Here is a 17,631-nt window from a genome sequence, read left to right on the forward strand (position 1 = left end):
TTTTTATTGCCCTTTTAAGGGCTTATATGTGGTATGTGCTATCTGATAATGCTATCTGATAATGCTATCTCACCAATTATGCCGCCTGCTGCGTCTTTAAAAATGCGGCGCGTGCCTCAAGATACTGCTCGCTGGGCTGGGCCCACTGCGATTGAGGCAGAGGCTGAGACCACTCTGCTACCACATCAGGCCAGGGTCTCACCACGGCGAGGCGCAAATACCAGGCTGAAACTGAGTAAGGTAGCTGCCACCAAGACAGCAGATGAAACAGATAATAGGCGCCCATAGTCAACCAGGACTCGCTGTAATCGCGCAGATTAATATGCAGCCAGCGCTTATTGGGATTGGCCTTAAAGCGCTGCCACAGGTCACGACGTCTGCGGCGAAAACCCTGGCTATCGGGTAAGGGGTCTACCCTTAGCCAATTCTCCTTTGACTCCTCCATGAAGCGGCGGATCGCCTCCCAATTTTCCAGAGAGAAGTTCACTACCATGTAGCCCTCCCCCTGATAGAAATTATGCAGCAACCCGTCGTGCGCCTGATACTCCGCCAGGCGCAGGCTGTGATCTTCCATCTTTATCGGTCGGCCAATGGCCGTGGCACCCAGTGCCGTGCCGCCATGAACATAGGCCACCACAGACTCCCAGGGCACGAAACGCGGCGCGCCACTGACAGCATCTCGATAGCAGAGCTCGCGCCGCTGACGATTAAAACGTATCGTTGGCCGCCGTCGTCGGCGAATCACTTGCCAGCCAAACCCCAACAGGGCCGCCAGCATTACAATCGATAATAGTGCCAGGGTTAGCATGAACGCCAAGCTGTCCAACTCACCCTCTTGCATGCCCGCCGCGATAAAAATCGCGCCGAAGAGATACAAGATAAAAATGACGAAGCGCGTCTGAAAGGCAAGGTCTCTGTCGGCCTTACCCTGGCCGAGATCCAGTGTCACCTCATCGTGTTGCAGAATCAGCTCAGGGGGGAGCAAGGGGTCATCTGGGAGTGACATCACGGGCAGCGGCGCAAGAAAATAAACCGGTCGACCGTTTAGCATCAGGCTATCGCCGGCGCGCGGCGCAGATTCGAGGGGAATACTCATAGACTAAAGACTTCTTAGCCGCCGCATCTAAATACGCACCACAACAGTTTTACCGATAAAATCGTGCACCGCGCGCCGCTTATCGTTAAACAACATGGTGACAAACTCTGACAGATCCCAGCTCAGTGAGATAAAGGTAAAACCAATCACCACGAATGACAGGCCCAGGCTGACCTTGCCGACCGACGCCATCACCATCAGATAGGCGGCTACTAACAGGGCGCCTAAGATGCTCAGCGCTAAATTGACCGACTCTCTTCTAAATGCCTGCCATAGGTCGATGTCGGTTTCGCTCAGGTGATCGACCACCTTGACCTCCATGATCATCTTGCCAACTGTCTGACCAAAATAACCATGCATCAAAAGGGAATAAACGCCAAATAGAACGCCATTTAACGCCTGCACCAACTTATCGTCATAATTGAGTTGGATATCGAAGATCAGACGTTCAACAATCAATATCAAGCCGAAGAGTAAGCCATCTATGACTGCCGCCCAGAAGCGCGGCCAAAAGGTTGCGTATTTATTACCTTCGATGCCGATTACATCCTCGGCCTGCTCTTTTGGCCAGCGGCCGGGATCCTTGAGCAGCTCTACGACTCTATCGTAACGTTCAGGATACTCCTCCCGGTTTATGTACCTTTCGGCCTCTAATAATTCCTTGTAGGAGTATGTTGAAAAATCCGGTGCGTAGTCCATTAACTCACTCATTCCCTATCTATGATGTTGTTTTTGTTGCGCTGAAATCTTAACGATAAGCGCGCGAAGCATACCGTTTTATCTTAAAAGGAACAATTCTTTAAGGACTAGCGAATTGACTATTCTGGAGCTAATGAAAGGTAACAACTGAAAAACAAATCTAACTAAGAAATGCCCAGCAAGGGCTGGGCATTTCTTAACTCGCATAACTTACATAATGTTAACGCTAGCAGGCAAAGACTCAACTTTATAATCGGCAGCCGCAAACCCTGGATCTAGATAGGCCTTTAGCTCAGTCTCATTAACATTCAAAGCTTTCCACTCATCAATAATACTCTTGGCGTATTTAAGGGCCTCTACAGCCTGCTCTTCTGAAAACTTCATTTGTTTTAACTGCTTGCCATAAAATGCCATGAAAACAGAGAATGAAATCTTAGTCATATCAACTGCGGAAAATACTGCACAATATGCAGAAACTTTTTCGACTTTTGTCTTAATACTCGTAGCTTCAACATCTCGTTTCCAGCCCCGAATATCGAGTCTAAAAAGCTGACCGAAATCGCCAGGGACAATATAATAGGCTTTCATAGTACTGCCCCCCGCAGAGGAAGACCCCAAAAACATCTCAACGGCCTCACCGACTAAGCCACAAACACCATCAATGATGTTTGATTTCCCACCTTCAGATAGCTTGTTTATATGTTCTTTGGCTTTATCTACGAAACCTACGCTGTCGCTAGTCGATGCTGCAGTTCTAATATCAGAACGTAAATATGAATCGATTGGGATAGTTTGGTCTAAATCTTTACCTGCACCAAGAATGGCCAGCTTGATCTCGTTTTCCATAGTGTTGGCCTTTTCTTGAGCCAAATCCATAAGACTATTGATCAACTCCCTCGTTTCATCAGTAAGCTGTTTAGATTCATCGAGTTCCTTAATTTTGTCGCGTATCATACCCATGGTAACGTCCTCTGTTGTGTTGATAAATCATCCTCATCACAAACTAGTTGCTAACTTAAATTTACGCAAATAGGAATCGTTACTTTCTATATACTGATTAACATAACTGTTGATGCTTAACCAAAATCACATACTGCACTAGCTCAGGTTCAAGCGAGCTTGAGTGATTTGACCTTGAATAGGTCTAGTCAATTACATATTTATAATGCAACCTACCTCATGGGCCAGAATTAACCTGTTTAAATCACACCATGTGTGCAAATAGAGTAACGACCATTTTTTAAGCTGGTACCGCTTCAAATCAGCATAACTATGTGTCCGATTTGAAGTGCCGCCAGCCTAGAGCCTCTCGACATTATTCAAAACAAAAAGGCTGACACCTGAGTGCCAGCCTTTATCTCAACGATGTTTATTGAGCAATCTTGACCTAATTACACTGATGCGGATAAGCAATGTTATCGACATATTCGGCGGCGCAGGATGAGTCGCAAGGGTCACATAGGTTACGCTCGACACGTTCTATATCGTGACAGAAGTTACAACCTATGCCTGTAGTACCTTTATTAATATGATTGTGCATGCGATCCCAGGTGCGCGGTAGATTTTTACTACCATCGTGGCATTGGGCACATACTTGCTCTTTCGGCCCCTTGAGTCGATAGCCCATGGCATCGAGCTTAGAGTCTGTGGTCAAGTCCAGCGTCTCCTCGTGACACTGACTACAAGCTGCAACATCACTGGCAGGGTTTACACCGTGGTTGATCGCCTGATAGGTATCTGTTTCTATCCACTTATAGGGTTCATTAACTGGGTAGCCCATGTTAACCAAGCCAGATTCGATTGCGGTAACGGCGTCACCCGAGCCTTTGATGTATTCGAAAGTATCGAGAGCAATCATACGCTCATCGGCGACCGTCATAGGCTGTGTCGCTGTCTTGTACTTGAACGGCGTTAGCTTTCCGTCATTCACGTCTCCCATAGGGCGAGACGTTGGATAACGTCCGGTGAGGGGATCGATAACCCCCAAATCATAAAGTAGATAGTTATCGCTCTTACGATTCCAGAACTTAAATTCTGGTGTCTGGTTGGCCAGCTTATCGGTATGGGGATGACCCGCACCTGAAACACCATCGGCCGGTGTGCCATCATGGTGGAAGCGCCAATCCCTGTTCATCTCTGTCGGCACGTGTGAAGGATCACCTAAATCTTTTGCATAGGTGGGAATATGGCAAGACTGACACGCCACTCTGGCCACATGGCGATCGGGTTCACCGCGTCGGCCTGAGGCAGCATGACCCGAGCCCGAATCCATACCTTGGTGGCAAGTTCCGCTGCTACAGGTCACTTCGGCGCCGCGAACTATGTCATCGGTCGGGCGAAGATCTGAGCCCTTACCTATCACTCTGTGGCTTTCAAACTTATGGCAGTCCTGACACTCGAGGTTTGCACCGGCAACATTCATATGCACGTCAAAATGCATATCTGAATTGCCCATCAAGGCAGAAGAGATATCACCACGCTTCACACCATCGCCACCACCGGCATAGGCATGACACTTAAGACAGTTAGTTCTGCTCGGTGCCGCGATGTTTTTCACATAGGCATCGAGAGTTGTCTGCGCAGTACCGTCCGATGGCCCCATGCTGCCGTCTGGTTTTCTCACACGATTTAGCGCGTAGTCTTTGTTATGGCACATAAGACAGTCGACATTGGCCTTGGTGTCACCCTCGCCAGGCTTGACCCCTCGGCCAGCATGGCATGAGCCACAAACGGGCCAGTCTCCCTCGATATTGATACAGTAACTGTTAACCGCATTGGTCAACTTACCTTGCAGGGTTCCTCCCTGATTAACCATATCCGGTGTATCACCCGTCCATTGGTAGTGGGTAGAGCCAAACATCTCCTCGTACTGGGTACCCGCGATCCCGCCATCATGACAGTTTATACAAGCCGTAGGATAATCGTCCCAGCTTAGATCAGAGTGCGGATTGGAAGCATTGCAGCCACCTGAGGGCTCTACTTCACAGACGCCACAGGAGTTGAGCTCCCAGACCAGTGAGTTGTTATCGTTACAATCTAAACCGGCGTTATAACCATCGCCATCGTTATCTATAGGTTTTCCGGCGGAGACCGGAAGCGTAAGGACTAAGGCTAGCAAGCCTATACATCCCGATACTTTAGTGTTACTCATCATCTTACTCCATTTTATTTTTATTAAACGTTAATAATGGAATTAACAAACTCGCTAAAGTACAGGCTAGAGTCTTCATCTACTCAGTGTCGGTCATCCCTAATAGGGTAAAGTGGCTGCTTAAAAAAATACTGTCTGCAACAGTCACTCACAGCATCACATTTATTAAGGGTGCACCTATCTGAAAGACTCAATTCAACGATTGTCTTTTCCAAAATTAAAACCGTGGGTAACGGCTATGATTGTCGGCGTTTTACTTTATATTTCGAGTCGCAAGCCGACGTGTTACGCTCGAAGCTATCTATATTTCAGACTGCTTATTTAACACACGTTAAAATATAACAATCTGAGTAGGCATACATTCAGCGACCTTTTAAATAATGACTAACAAACCTGTTACTTATATTTGCTGAACTTACACTAAGGATATCGTTCATTTTATGAGGCAGATCTTGTTTCCATAAAAATTCATAAGATTTTTTTACTACAGAAAAACCTTAATTAGGTAGGCAGCACTTACAGAAAAGATCCATTAACTATTAATGACTTACTCCCCTATCAGTTTATGAAAACAAATAGTGTTGTATGGGTCATGAATTTCCTAAACGACTATATTTAAAGTGCACTATCACACGCCAAGCGGTTGTTTTAAAAAACTAAAAAGATTAACGGTTAGATGTTCACATGAAGATGACGTAAGGGAGCATTAAACAGTGAGATAGAGGTCATGTCTGAACTTAGAGCAAGCGGGTGTGAATTTATATAGAAACTGGCACAAAAAGGAACAGCCACATTTAAGATGATTTAGCGATAACTAAATCTGGTTGAGCAAGAAGATTTTAAAATGTAAAAGGAATACCGCCTAAGATGACACAAGCTTAATTAACACCTTAATAAGCATCAGCTGTTTTAACCAAGAAAAGATATTAACACCCAACCGACACAGTATTAACACTATAGATCATTCCATTCTCAAAAGGACTGAATAAAATCAATATCAACATGAATAAACACTCCCCTCTTTAATGAAGGAATAAAAATCAATACTAGATTTATCGAGAGAACAGACCTTATAAAACCTCAATATTTAACTTAAGAAACAAATCACACCAAACAAACATTACAACTACAGCTTTCATAAATACCCAATAATTTAAAGACACTTCATAATAATTGGTAAATTACATCATCATCTGATAGAGAAAAGGATACAAAGACAGATTTCTACACATCAGTCATCAAAAAGTTCTTTAAAACTAAATTCTTTATACATAAACTCTCGAGAATAGTTTTTCTAAAAACAAGGTCTCTAAGCACTGGCTCTAAAAACAGACTCTAAAAACAGAGCCTCTAAAAACAGAGGCGCTACAAATACCGATTAAACCAGCCGATAATCTCTTGGTTGGCCTCTGCCTTACTATGGGTTAGAAAGTGATTGTCACCAGGGTATAAACCAACTTATCGGAGTCGTTAAACCTATGCTCACCAAACATCACTCCAAACGCTGCATCCCCTCACAGCCAGTGCCTCTGCAAATTTAACACACTTCTTACGTTTCGCCTCAATAGCCCCACGCCACACATCATAGTCTGCAGATACGCTGCTGAAACAATCACGCTGACTTTTCACCTAGGCATCAAAGATAAGATCCGCCGCACTAACTGTTTGAGAATGAAAAAGCAGGATAAAGATAAATAAACACTTCTCACAAAAACTCCCTTTCTGTGATGAATAGGCACGCTCAGACTTGGTGATAGCCTCATAAAATAGCGCCTCTAACCTGAAGTAAGTTGAATCGCCTCACTTTGAGGCATCAAGGTGCCAATGAAATACGGGCCATTCCACTTTTTCTTGCTCATTTACTGAACACTGTCCATTCTAAATTATCTAGAAAATCATTGGCAATTCATAAATATCCCACCAATAATTAACAAACAAAATGCGTGATTAGTTGGCTGTTTCACCTATGTTCAGCTTTACAAATAGTGACTAACTTAAATTGACAACCATAATCGAATCAATGCCATTTTTCTGGAGGCCTAAATTATGACTAGTTCTATCGATGGATTGAATACCGTCGAGATTCTGCGCAAAGGCTTGCCTGCCAGTTCAAAGCAGGACGTAATTATCGTTGGCGCCGGTATAGCTGGTTTAACAGCGGCCAACCTTCTTAAGGATGCCGGGCATTATGTAAGGATATTTGAATCCCAACAACGTAATGGTGGGCGACTTTATACTCATTTTTATCCTGATGGCCGTTATGCTGAGCTAGGTGGTATGCGTTATGCGCCAGGTCACATCCATGCACATACTCTTTTTAAGCAGTATGGCATGACAGTTTTGCCCTTCCCACTATCATATAAAGAAGTCAACTTGAATGGTCGCACGAGTGAAATCAATAGTGTGACGTTGAGGGATATGGGGTTTGATGTGGAACAGTCATTCTCTGAGCTAATGGAAAAAACGATGGCACCAGCATTCAAGGTGTTTGATGACATAAAAGATGAAGATGAAGCATATTACGCGTTTATTAATCAGTATGACGGCTATTCCATTCGAGACTATCTTGTCGAACAAAATCTGACTGATTCAGAGATCGCCGCAATAGCGTTATTAAACAATATAGAAGGGCGTATGGCATTTAATTTTGCCGAGTGGGCCATGTATGTTCGAGAGGATGCTTTTGGTAGTAAGTTGACATACCTCAAGGAAAGCGCTGGTACGCTATGCGATCGGATGGCAGAACCGTTATCTGGCCTCATTCAATATGGCGCAAGGGTCACTGAAGTAAAACAAACAATCTCCAAGGCAGAGGTATCAGTGTTAATAGGAGGTAAAGAGCATACCTATAAGGCAGACGCTGTAGTGATGACTCCACCACCAATAGTCTTACGGCATATCAAAATAGAAGGTATGGATGGGCCTAAACGTGAAGCGGTGAGGTCAGCCTACGCCGGTAGGGCTGCAAAGGTTTTCCTGCAATTTTCCAAACAATGGTGGGAAGATAGAATTGGAACTAATGGGGGAATGTGTATTACAGACTTACCGAGTCGAAATATTGTATTTACGGTAGCTGGGCAAGGAAGTGGTGAGCGAGGACAAATTATTGGCTCTTATACTTGGGAAGCAGATGCTATGGTAATGGCGTCTTTATCCCCGGAAGAGCGAATTTTGAGAGTACTTGACGATGTGGTTTCAATTTATCCAGAGGCACATCAATATTTTGAGGGAGGAGTAGCGCATGACTGGGGAAATGATCAGCATGCTGGTGGAGTAGGTGGATTATTTCAGCCGCATCAGATGACCAGCAAACATTATCAGAGATTATTGCAACCAGTTGGGCGAGTTTGGTTCGCCGGCGAAACCTATGACAGAAAACATCGCAGGTGGATTGAATCAGCAATACGTTCAGCAGTGAAAAACGTATATGCAATAACACAGTCTTATGAGGAAATTCCATGGTTAGATTAAGAATGACAATTACCTCCGATACTGATGGTAAAATTGTAGAGCTCGAAGGTGATGTTACAAAAATATTAGGGTGGGAAATTAAAGAATTAATCGGTAAGCCAGTTATCGAAATTATACCGTTTAAGCATCGCGAGCGACACAATGCGGGATGGGAGCGATGGAATAAAAAAAGCACCAAAAAAGCAATGGGCTCATGGCTACAGGTAGACGCTCGTCGGGTTGATGGAAATACGCTGCCTGTTGAGTTATGCATAACGGAACGAAGTCATGTTGTCACTGCAATTATCGAAACACCAGCAGACATAACACTTCCAAGACTAGATGAAGACTAAGTGAAGTGTTAACTGGGGCCTTGTAGACCAATTCGAGGCATTGGGTACAGTAACCTTAGGGCTTCCGTTTTATTCAATTAGCTAACGAGCAGGCATAGCTAACCTGCTCAATATGTCGCTAAGGAGTTGTTTGAAATGATACATCGCGGTCTCTGACAATTAGCGAAGATAGTAAGCATTGTCGTGCTTCCAGCTCACCTTTAATCATCAGTGCGGCGGCGATAGCAGTGCCTCTGTAAGTTTGGCAGTACCAATACAATAGCGGTCTCACTCCGAATGAGTCGGAAAGGCTTTACTGGAAAACTTATAAAACCGTGGCCAATTTTAGTTGACCACTACTGCTAGATTGCCATGAAGGTTAAACCTTCAGACATACTCCCAACACCCAAGTCGCCAAAAGCTCAACTCCACACTAACAGAAACCAAAAAAACAAAAATGCCCAACCTCATCTAAGGCTGGGCATTATCCTCAAAGTCAGGCTAGACGAAGCCTAGACATTATCTTTGGTCCTCAATCACTACCCCATCATCCGCCAGGGCCCCTGGTGCCACCAGCGCCACCTCCCCTGACAGCTGGGTCTCGGCGCGGATCGACGCCTGCACGGCGGCGATATCCAGCTGTGGCCGCATCGTCTCATCCACCTCACACAGCAGGCGCATCACATCATTATCCTGCTGACGGGTAACGACGAGTCGCACCTTCACAATGCCGGGATGACGGGCGCGCACCCGCTCTACCTGCTCTGGGTGTACAAACAGCCCCTTCACCTTAGTGGTCTGATCGGCGCGTCCCAGCCAGCCCTTGATACGCACATTGGTGCGACCGCAGGCACTCGTGCCCGGCATGATGGCCGACAGATCGCCGGTGGCAAAACGCACCAGGGGATAGTCGCGGTTAAAGCTGGTCACCACCACCTCACCCACCTCGCCCTCGGGCACAGGTGTCAGGGTGCCAGGCCGCACTATCTCGACGATGATATCTTCGGCGACCACCAGGCCTTCACCCGAGACGCTCTCGAAGGCGATAAGCCCCAGGTCTGCGGTGACGTAGGCCTGCTTGACGTCGATGTCCGCCGCCTCGAAGCTGGCCTTGAGGGATGGGGTTAACGCCTCGCCAGACACCAGTGCCTTAGTGATCGAGCTGGTGTCCATCCCCTGCTCCCTGCCTTTCTCCAGCAGTATGTTGAGAAACGAGGGGGTGCCACAGTAGCCATTGGGTTTGATTGAGCTTATCAGCGCCAGCTGCATCTCGGTCTGCCCAGGCCCCGCCGGGATCACTGTACAGCCGCAGGCCTTGGCGCCCGAATCCATGATGAAACCGCCGGGCGTCAGATGATAGGCGAGGCAGTTCTGCACCGTATCGCCGGGGCGGAACCCGGCGGCGAAGAAGGCCTGGCCCATGCGCCACCAGTCATGGCCGTCACACTCGGGATCTAGGATAGGCCCTGGCGACTGGAAGATGCGGCCACTTGGCCTGTCTGGCGTCATACCGGCAAAGGGTGGCTGCTCTGCCTGCAGACGGATCAAATCGGCCTTACGGGTAATGGGTAGGGTTGCCAGCGCCTCGCGGCTATTAATCTGAGTAAGATCTATCCCCTCAAACAAGCGGGCAAAATAGTCGCAATGACGGCTGGCATAGCCGAGCTGCTCGGGCAGCGCCGCCATCAGTTGCTGTTCGCGCTCGGCTGGAGCGATAGCCTCTTGGGGTTTGAAATACTCGGCCATATTGCCTCCTACAGCCAACGCTTACGGCGTTTATAGGACTTTAAGTTCTTGAAGCTCTTGCGGGTCTCGTTGCCGCCGCCCAGATAGAACTCCTTCACATCTTCGTTGTTGAGCAGCTGGGCCTTGGTGCCGTCGAGCACTATCTTGCCCGACTCCATGATATAGCCGTAGTTAGCGGCCTTGAGGGCATAGTTGGCGTTCTGCTCCACCAGCAGCATGGTGATCCCCTGCTCGCGGTTGATCTTCTCAATGATGCCAAACACCTCTTTGACCAGCAGGGGCGAGAGACCCATAGAGGGTTCGTCCAGGCAGATCACCTTAGGTCTGGCCATGAGGGCGCGGCCGATGGCCAGCATCTGCTGCTCACCGCCCGACAGATAACCCGCCAGTCCGGTGCGCTCCTTGAGGCGCGGGAAGTAGTTGAACACCATCTCGATATCCTGGTTCACCTGGCCGTCGCGGCGGGTATAGGCCCCCAGTTTCAGGTTTTCGATCACCGTCATATCCTCGACGATGCGGCGTCCCTCCATCACCTGAAACAGGCCGGAGCGCACCACGTCATCGGCATTCTTCACGTCGATACGCTCGCCCATGAAATGAATGTCACCGCGGGATACCTCGCCATTTTCCGTCTTAAGCAAACCTGAGATCGCCTTAAGGGTGGTGGACTTACCGGCGCCGTTTGGCCCGAGCAGGGTAACTATCTCCCCCTGGGGCACCTCTATGCTCACGCCGCGTAGCACCTGGATCACATCGTCATAGACCACTTCGATATTGTTGATCGAGAGAAGTGGTGTCTCGGGCTTTAACTGCACTGCTTGTGTCATAACAACTCCAAGGTCAAGAAGCGAGCCGGGCAAGCCTGACCTGCCCGGCAAATGGTAAGAGATTAGTAGCCTAACCAGTCGGTACGGCGCTCAAGGGTCACCTGATTCACCTTCTCGACCTTGATGTCGCCATGGTTAAAGTTACCCTTGTAGATGTTGACCTGGTTGATGCCGCGGTGATCCTCTGGGGTCCAGGTGGCTGCCAGGCAGACGCCCTCTAGCCCTTTAGGTACCCAGTTTTTGTGTGCGTACATGCCCTTCTTCACGTTCTCACCCGTGATACCGCCGTTGGCCTTGGCCCACTCCATCGACTCCTTCATGAAGTAGGTCGAGCAGACGCCGCGGATATAGTGATGCAGACGCTCCTCTGTGCCCGTGCTGTCAGACATCTTAGAGATCTCACGCACCAGCTTCATGCCGGGTACATCGTCGGTCCAGAACGGCGTCATGGTTGGGAAGATATAGTTTCTCACCCCCTCACCGGCCGCCTTAAACACCAGCTTGTCGCCGCCCCAGATGTTAGACATAAACTGGATATCGGTACCCACAGTGTCACAAGACTTGATCAGCGACTGTACCGAGCCCCCCAGGTTACCGATATAGCCGTAGTTGGTGCCCGAACTCTTGAGGCTCAAGCACTGGGCCTTGAAGTCGCCCGGCTTCATGGAGATCACCACAGATGGCTGCACGTCGAAGCCCAGCTCGGTGGCATACTCGGCGCAGGCCTCTTTAGGCGCGTTAGGGAAAGGATGGTTGGCGCCGATATGGGTAAACTTAGGCTTGCCCTTACCACCCTTGGCCTTCCAGTCATCGGCCGCCCACTGCACCAGGCCGCGACAGGCATCCGAATAGGATGCGCCATAGAAGAAGTTATAAGGCGCCGGCTTAGTGGTCTTAGGGTTCTTGCCCTGAGGGTCTGTCAGGTGGCCCGAATAGGAGGCCGAGAAGATAGGCGTCTTATCCTTGGCGGCGAAGGAGATCAGCGCCTCGGTGTCGGCCGTCCCCCAACCCTGCATGGCCACCATGTTCTTACGCGATAGCCACTTCTTATAAGAGGCGATCGCCTGGGGCACCTTGTAGGCGTAGTCTATGGTCTCATACTCCAGCTTTGTGCCGTCGATACCGCCGTGGGCATTGATATAGGCCAGGGCGTCACGCACTCCATCGGCGTAGGGCTTACCCACGAAGGCGGTGGGCCCTGACATGTCAGCCAGGTGGCCGACAAAAACCGTATCCTCGGCCTGGGCAGCGCCGGCGGCAAAGGTTAAACAAGCAAGCGTGGTGCTAAGCAGTATTTTTTTAGTCATCGTTTTCTTCCTTCAACATGATCCATAAAGATTGAATGCGGTTAAGGCAGCGCTACAGCCGGGTTTAACGCTCATTGCGATTCAAACTGTGTCGGTTTTACAGCAAATTGATTTGTCTTCGCCCTTATCTGTCCTCGACTTAGTAGGCGAAGGGGTAACACTTCCAGTAATTCTTGATCTGTCCCCAGCGATGGGCCAGTCCCTCAGGCTCGAAGATGAGGAACAAAATGATCACCAGGCCGATAGCCATCTCCTTGATGTAGGCCAGGCCGTCGGTGACCATGGGCAGGTTGCCGAAGTCTGTGTATTTCATCAGGCCGACTATCCCCTCTAACACCTCGGGCAGCAGCACCATGAACACCACGCCCATCAGAGTGCCCTTGATTGAACCCAGGCCGCCGATGATCACCATGGCCAAGAACTGAATCGACATTAAGATGGTGAAGCCCTCGGACGAGACATAGCCCAGGTAGTGGCCATAGAGGGCACCACCTATCCCGGCGTAGAAGGAGGAGATACCAAAGGACAGCAGACGGTACTTGTTGAGCTTGACCCCCATGATCTCCGCCGACAGATAGTGGTCGCGCACCGCCACGAAGGCGCGGCCGTCACGGCTACGCATCAGGTTACAGCCCCAGATGTACATGAACACCAAGGCAAACAGGGCGATGAAGTAGAAGCTCATATCGGTATCGAAGTCGAAACCGAACAGGCTGACGGGCGCCGCCATGGCCCCGGCCGCACCGCCGGTAAACCACTCGGCGCGGCCGAAGAAGTCCTGAATGATGAACTGCGCCGCCAGGGTGGCGATGGCCAGATAGAGTCCCTTGATTCGCGCCGCCGGCATACCGAACATCATGCCGACGCCCATGGTGAGAAAGCCCGCCAGCGGAATACAAAACACCACAGGGATGTTAAAGCTGGTGTTGAGCCAGGCCGAGGCGAAGGCGCCGAAGCCAAAGAAGGCGCCGTGGCCCAGGGAGATCTGCCCGGTGAAACCCACCAGGATATTGAGCCCCAGCGCGGCAATGCCTAAGTAAGAGATCTGAATAAACAGGGTCAGAAAGTAACCATCGAGTACCAAGGGCGCGGCGCAGGCCAGCGCGATCACCAGGCAGGTCACCAGGCGTATGGTCTTGGTCTCAAAAATCGTGTTGTCAGCCTTATAGCTGGTGCGAAAATCCCCGCACGGGCGCATCGCTAAACTAGACATAGAAAACTCCTTGAACTGCAATAGGGTCGAACGTAATTAGGTGTGTCATGGCTATGCTCCTTAGATGCGCTCGATGTCGCGGGTACCGAACAGGCCATAGGGCTTGAACCAGAGGATCACCAACAGCACATAGAAGGGGGCGATGTTGTACAGGTTACCCACATGCAGCCACTGGCTGTCGAAGAACTCGGCAACGTTTTCCAGCACACCTATCACCACGCCACCGACAATGGCGCCGACGATAGAGTCCAGTCCGCCCAAGATCACCGCGGGGAACACCTTGATACCTATGGTCGAGAGCGAGTCTGACACGCCGTTCACCATGCCTATCACCACACCGGCCGTGGCCGAGACGGTCGCGGCAATGCCCCAGCTCATGGCAAACACCTGCTTGACCGAGATCCCCAGGCTCTGGGCTACCTGCTGGTCAAACGCCGTGGCACGCATCGCCAGGCCATGCTTGGAATATTTAAAGAAGAGGAAGAAGGCGGCCATGATCAAGATGGCGATGATGGTACTCATCAGGTACGCCAGCTCTATGTTGAGGCCGAAGATGGCGATAGACTGGGTATCGAACACCTTAGGGTAGCTCTGTGGCGAGACGCCGAATATCCACTTAGTCAGCGACTGGAAGAAGATAGACAGGCCGATAGTCACCATGATCACCGAGATGATGGGCTCACCTATCATGGGGCGCAGCACTATCATCTGCAGCAGCACGCCGAACACCGCCATGAAACAGAGGGTGAACAGGAAGCCGACAAAAAACGGCAGCTGGAAATAGGTGAGAAACGCCCAGCAGACCCAGGCCCCCACCAGCAGAAACTCGCCCTGGGCAAAGTTAACGATCTGGGTCGACTTGTACACCAGCACGAAACACATACCCACCACGCCATACAGCAGGCCGACGATCAGGCCGTTGACGATGAGTTGCAATAAGAGTTCAAAGTTCATGATGCTCTCCTTTGAGTGGCGTCGCCCTCGAGACGATGCTGTGGCGCGATCACTGTCGCCACCTTGACTTGGGTTTGAATGCGCGACTTGGTGCCGTCCTGGAAGGTGATCACGGTATCGATATCCACATGGGGCTGATCGCCATAGATGGCCTCGATGATCTCGCCATACTTGTCGGCGATGACACCACGTCTCACCTTACGGGTACGGGTCAGCTCGCCATCATCGGCGTCCAGCTCCTTGTAGAGCAGCACAAACTTGTTGATCTTCTGCGCATCGGGCAGGGTCTCGTTCACCCGCTCCACCTCGGCCTGTAGCTGCTGATACACCTCGGGCAGGCTCGACAGGTTGGTGTAGTTGGTGAAGGCCAGTCCCTGCTGCTCGGCCCACTTGGAGACGATGCTGAAGCGGATACACAAAATCGCGGACAGATAGGGCTTGTCCTTGCCCAAGATCACCGCCTCACCGATGAAGGAGGAGAACTTGAGCTTATTCTCGATATATTGCGGCGAGTACTGAATGCCCTGGCTGGTCTTGGCCAAGTCTTTGATGCGGTCGATCACCACCAGATGGCCCGACGGCTTGAAGTAACCGGCGTCCCCTGTGTGCATCCAGCCATCTTTGACATCTTCATCGAAAGCGGCCTGATCGCCCAGGTAGCCATTGAACATGCCCACCGTCTTGGCTATCACCTCACCCACCCCTTCGCTGTCGGTGTTGATCACCTTAAGCTCGGCGGTATCGAAGGCCACACCGACAGTATCGTAATCCACGTCATGTTCGTCGTGTATTGTATAAGCGCCACACATCTCGGTCTGACCATAGAGCTGACGCAGCGGCACGCCGATCGCCTGGAAGAACTTGAAGGTATCCGGCCCCATGGCCGCGCCGCCTGTGGCCGCCGACTTGAGGAAGGAAAACCCTAACCGGTCACGCAGCGCCTTCATCAAGATGATGTCGGCCAGCTTAGAGCGTCTGCCCTCGGCAAGTCGCTGCTCGGCGCGCTTCATGGCAAAGTCGAACAGCTTTTGCTTGAGCGGGGTCGAGTCCATCATGCGCGCCTTGACGTCGGCGAGGATCCCTTCCCACACCCTAGGTGCCAGCAGCACGAAGCTTGGACCTATCTCGCGCAGATCCGCCATCATGGTTTCCTGCTCTTCGACGAAGTTCACGATCTGACGGGCGATGAGCGCCTGGCCTACGGCGTAGACCTGCTCCATGATCCAGGGCAGCGGCAGCACGGAAACATAGTTGTCGCCCGGCGCGCGGGGATCGGCCCGCAGGTAGGAGCAGCAATGGTCGATAAACTTGCTGCCCTGTAGCAATACGATCTTGGGCTTAGAGGTGGTGCCCGAGGTGGTGCAGTAGATGGCGATGTTCTCCGCCTTGCCCGCATCCACCAGGTTGTCGTAGCGGCGCGGATCTGTGTTGTCCACCTCCTGGCCGATTCGATAGATCTCCTCGACGCTGATAAGGCGTGGGTCATCATATTTACGCATGCCGCGCGGGTCACAGTAGACGATATATTTTACCGAGGGGATGCTGTCGCCCAGCTCCAGCAGCTTGTCACACTGCTCCTCATCTTCGGCGACGATCACCTTGGCCTCGCTGCGATTGAGCAGGTAGGCCACCTCTTCGTGCAGCGAGTCTTGATAGACACCCAGGGAGAAACAGGCCAGCGCATGGGCGGCGACTTCGCCCCAGACCCACTCGGGACGATTCTCCCCCAGCAGGGCGATGGTGCTGTGGGACTCGATACCCAGGTGGTCGAAGGCCAGCGCCATCCACTTCACCCGGTTGTGATAATCTTGCCAGCTGAATTCGGTCCAGATACCGAACTCCTTCTCGCGCATGGCGACCTCGCTACCCCAGTTGGCCGCATTATGGCGCAGGATCTTGGGAAAGGTGTCGAGTGAGCCCATGTCGAAGGCCCGCGCCGTCGACGCATTATTTACCTGAGTCATTAGCCAACCTCTTGTAATTGCTCGTCATCTTCAAGGCCTAGGTAGGCCTGTCTCACGTGCTCGTCGGCCATCACCGCTTCGGGCAGACCAGAGATCAGTTTCTTACCGAAATCGAGCACCATCACCTCATGGGAGATATCCATCACCACCCCCATGTCGTGTTCAATCATCACCACGGTAATGCCGAACTCTTCATTGAGATCCAGGATATAGCGGGCCATATCCTCCTTCTCTTCCAGGTTCATCCCCGCCATCGGCTCGTCGAGCAGAATCAGCTTAGGGTTGAGGGCCATGGCACGTGCCAGCTCGACTCGCTTGCGCAGGCCATAAGAGAGGGTGCCGGCGATGGATTTACGTACATGGGAGATGTCGAGAAAGTCGATGATCTCCTCCACCTGGCGGCGATGGGTCAGCTCCTCTTTCTGCGCCGGAGACGCCCAGTAGAGCGGGCCGGTGAGCCAGTTGTTCTTCATCAGGTGGTGACGGCCCACCATGATGTTGTCCAGCACCGACATGTGACCAAACAGCGCCAGGTTTTGAAAGGTACGGCCTATGCCGAGATCGGCACGGGCATTGGGCCTGAGATGGGTGACATCCTGATTATCGAAATGAATCGTCCCCTTCTGTGGACGGTAGCGACCCGAGATGCTGTTGAGCATCGAGGTCTTACCCGCCCCGTTGGGACCGATAATCGAAAACACGGCGCCGCGCTCGACCTCGAAGCTCACATCGGTCAGGGCCTTTACCCCACCAAATGCGAGCGAGATCTGATCGACAGTTAAAATGGTATCTTTCACAACCCTACTCCTTTAAACGGCTCTGCCTGGGTATTTCGGCGATGAGTCGCCCCGGCGGATGCCAGGACGAGGGTTAAACGGGTAAAAAAAGCGGG

Annotated in this window: 13 protein-coding genes; 2 read left to right on the forward strand and 11 right to left on the reverse strand. The window is 50.8% G+C overall.

Annotated elements, in window-relative coordinates; translation table 11 throughout:
* Positions 1-76: 76 nt before the first annotated feature.
* The 4 genes from L2731_RS01355 to L2731_RS01370 all read right to left on the reverse strand — a co-directional run bounded on the left by L2731_RS01355 (position 77) and on the right by L2731_RS01370 (position 4,946).
* The gene (locus tag L2731_RS01355; RefSeq protein ID WP_249251530.1) at positions 77-1,096 is read right to left on the reverse strand and encodes a hypothetical protein; all 1,020 of its coding nucleotides are present in this window, start codon (positions 1,094-1,096) and stop codon (positions 77-79) included.
* Between the two features lie 27 nt (positions 1,097-1,123).
* Positions 1,124-1,807 (reverse strand): RDD family protein, encoded by a 684-nt coding sequence (locus L2731_RS01360; RefSeq protein WP_239851513.1) that lies wholly within the window; start codon positions 1,805-1,807, stop codon positions 1,124-1,126.
* Between the two features lie 198 nt (positions 1,808-2,005).
* Positions 2,006-2,755, reverse strand: a complete 750-nt coding sequence (locus L2731_RS01365) for a hypothetical protein (RefSeq protein WP_239851514.1) — start codon at positions 2,753-2,755, stop codon at positions 2,006-2,008.
* 427 nt (positions 2,756-3,182) lie between these two features.
* Positions 3,183-4,946, reverse strand: a complete 1,764-nt coding sequence (locus tag L2731_RS01370; RefSeq protein ID WP_249251531.1) for a hypothetical protein — start codon at positions 4,944-4,946, stop codon at positions 3,183-3,185.
* Positions 4,947-6,992: 2,046 nt separating this feature from the next.
* Here L2731_RS01370 and L2731_RS01375 point away from each other — a divergent pair.
* Positions 6,993-8,417, forward strand: a complete 1,425-nt coding sequence (locus L2731_RS01375) for a flavin monoamine oxidase family protein (RefSeq protein WP_249251532.1) — start codon at positions 6,993-6,995, stop codon at positions 8,415-8,417.
* A complete protein-coding gene (locus tag L2731_RS01380) occupies positions 8,405-8,749 on the forward strand; it encodes a PAS domain S-box protein (RefSeq protein ID WP_249251533.1) in 345 nt (114 codons plus the stop codon). Before L2731_RS01375 ends, L2731_RS01380 begins: the two co-directional genes overlap by 13 nt.
* Before the next feature lie 498 nt (positions 8,750-9,247).
* Here the strand turns inward: L2731_RS01380 and L2731_RS01385 are convergent, their stop codons facing one another.
* From L2731_RS01385 to L2731_RS01415, 7 genes are all read right to left on the reverse strand, one after another.
* A complete protein-coding gene (locus tag L2731_RS01385) occupies positions 9,248-10,474 on the reverse strand; it encodes a phenylacetate--CoA ligase family protein (RefSeq protein WP_249251535.1) in 1,227 nt (408 codons plus the stop codon).
* 8 nt (positions 10,475-10,482) lie between these two features.
* Complete coding sequence (locus L2731_RS01390) at positions 10,483-11,301, reverse strand: ABC transporter ATP-binding protein (RefSeq protein ID WP_249251536.1); 819 nt, start codon at positions 11,299-11,301, stop codon at positions 10,483-10,485.
* Positions 11,302-11,363: 62 nt separating this feature from the next.
* Complete coding sequence (locus tag L2731_RS01395) at positions 11,364-12,608, reverse strand: ABC transporter substrate-binding protein (protein ID WP_041509299.1); 1,245 nt, start codon at positions 12,606-12,608, stop codon at positions 11,364-11,366.
* Between the two features lie 139 nt (positions 12,609-12,747).
* Positions 12,748-13,821: a branched-chain amino acid ABC transporter permease gene (locus L2731_RS01400; protein ID WP_239851521.1), complete on the reverse strand. Its 1,074-nt coding sequence runs from the start codon at positions 13,819-13,821 to the stop codon at positions 12,748-12,750.
* 60 nt (positions 13,822-13,881) lie between these two features.
* Positions 13,882-14,775 carry a branched-chain amino acid ABC transporter permease gene (locus L2731_RS01405; RefSeq protein WP_041509297.1) on the reverse strand — a complete coding sequence of 298 codons (894 nt, stop codon included), beginning with the start codon at positions 14,773-14,775 and terminating at the stop codon, positions 13,882-13,884.
* A complete protein-coding gene (locus L2731_RS01410; RefSeq protein ID WP_249251537.1) occupies positions 14,772-16,739 on the reverse strand; it encodes a long-chain fatty acid--CoA ligase in 1,968 nt (655 codons plus the stop codon). Before L2731_RS01410 ends, L2731_RS01405 begins: the two co-directional genes overlap by 4 nt.
* Positions 16,739-17,536 carry an ABC transporter ATP-binding protein gene (locus L2731_RS01415; RefSeq protein ID WP_249251538.1) on the reverse strand — a complete coding sequence of 266 codons (798 nt, stop codon included), beginning with the start codon at positions 17,534-17,536 and terminating at the stop codon, positions 16,739-16,741. The genes L2731_RS01410 and L2731_RS01415 overlap by 1 nt, the downstream gene beginning before the upstream one ends.
* Positions 17,537-17,631: the final 95 nt, after the last annotated feature.

This window comes from Shewanella aquimarina (assembly GCF_023349185.1).
In the GTDB taxonomy this organism is placed as follows: domain Bacteria; phylum Pseudomonadota; class Gammaproteobacteria; order Enterobacterales; family Shewanellaceae; genus Shewanella; species Shewanella aquimarina.

Bases quoted from the DNA above. Each gene is read 5' to 3' on its own strand.
- L2731_RS01355 (WP_249251530.1), bottom strand. From the start codon at position 1,096: ATGAGTATTCCCCTCGAATCTGCGCCGCGCGCCGGCGATAGCCTGATG.
- L2731_RS01360 (WP_239851513.1), bottom strand. From the start codon at position 1,807: ATGAGTGAGTTAATGGACTACGCACCGGATTTTTCAACATACTCCTAC.
- L2731_RS01365 (WP_239851514.1), bottom strand. From the start codon at position 2,755: ATGGGTATGATACGCGACAAAATTAAGGAACTCGATGAATCTAAACAG.
- L2731_RS01370 (WP_249251531.1), bottom strand. From the start codon at position 4,946: ATGAGTAACACTAAAGTATCGGGATGTATAGGCTTGCTAGCCTTAGTC.
- L2731_RS01375 (WP_249251532.1), top strand. From the start codon at position 6,993: ATGACTAGTTCTATCGATGGATTGAATACCGTCGAGATTCTGCGCAAA.
- L2731_RS01380 (WP_249251533.1), top strand. From the start codon at position 8,405: ATGGTTAGATTAAGAATGACAATTACCTCCGATACTGATGGTAAAATT.
- L2731_RS01385 (WP_249251535.1), bottom strand. From the start codon at position 10,474: ATGGCCGAGTATTTCAAACCCCAAGAGGCTATCGCTCCAGCCGAGCGC.
- L2731_RS01390 (WP_249251536.1), bottom strand. From the start codon at position 11,301: ATGACACAAGCAGTGCAGTTAAAGCCCGAGACACCACTTCTCTCGATC.
- L2731_RS01395 (WP_041509299.1), bottom strand. From the start codon at position 12,608: ATGACTAAAAAAATACTGCTTAGCACCACGCTTGCTTGTTTAACCTTT.
- L2731_RS01400 (WP_239851521.1), bottom strand. From the start codon at position 13,821: ATGTCTAGTTTAGCGATGCGCCCGTGCGGGGATTTTCGCACCAGCTAT.
- L2731_RS01405 (WP_041509297.1), bottom strand. From the start codon at position 14,775: ATGAACTTTGAACTCTTATTGCAACTCATCGTCAACGGCCTGATCGTC.
- L2731_RS01410 (WP_249251537.1), bottom strand. From the start codon at position 16,739: ATGACTCAGGTAAATAATGCGTCGACGGCGCGGGCCTTCGACATGGGC.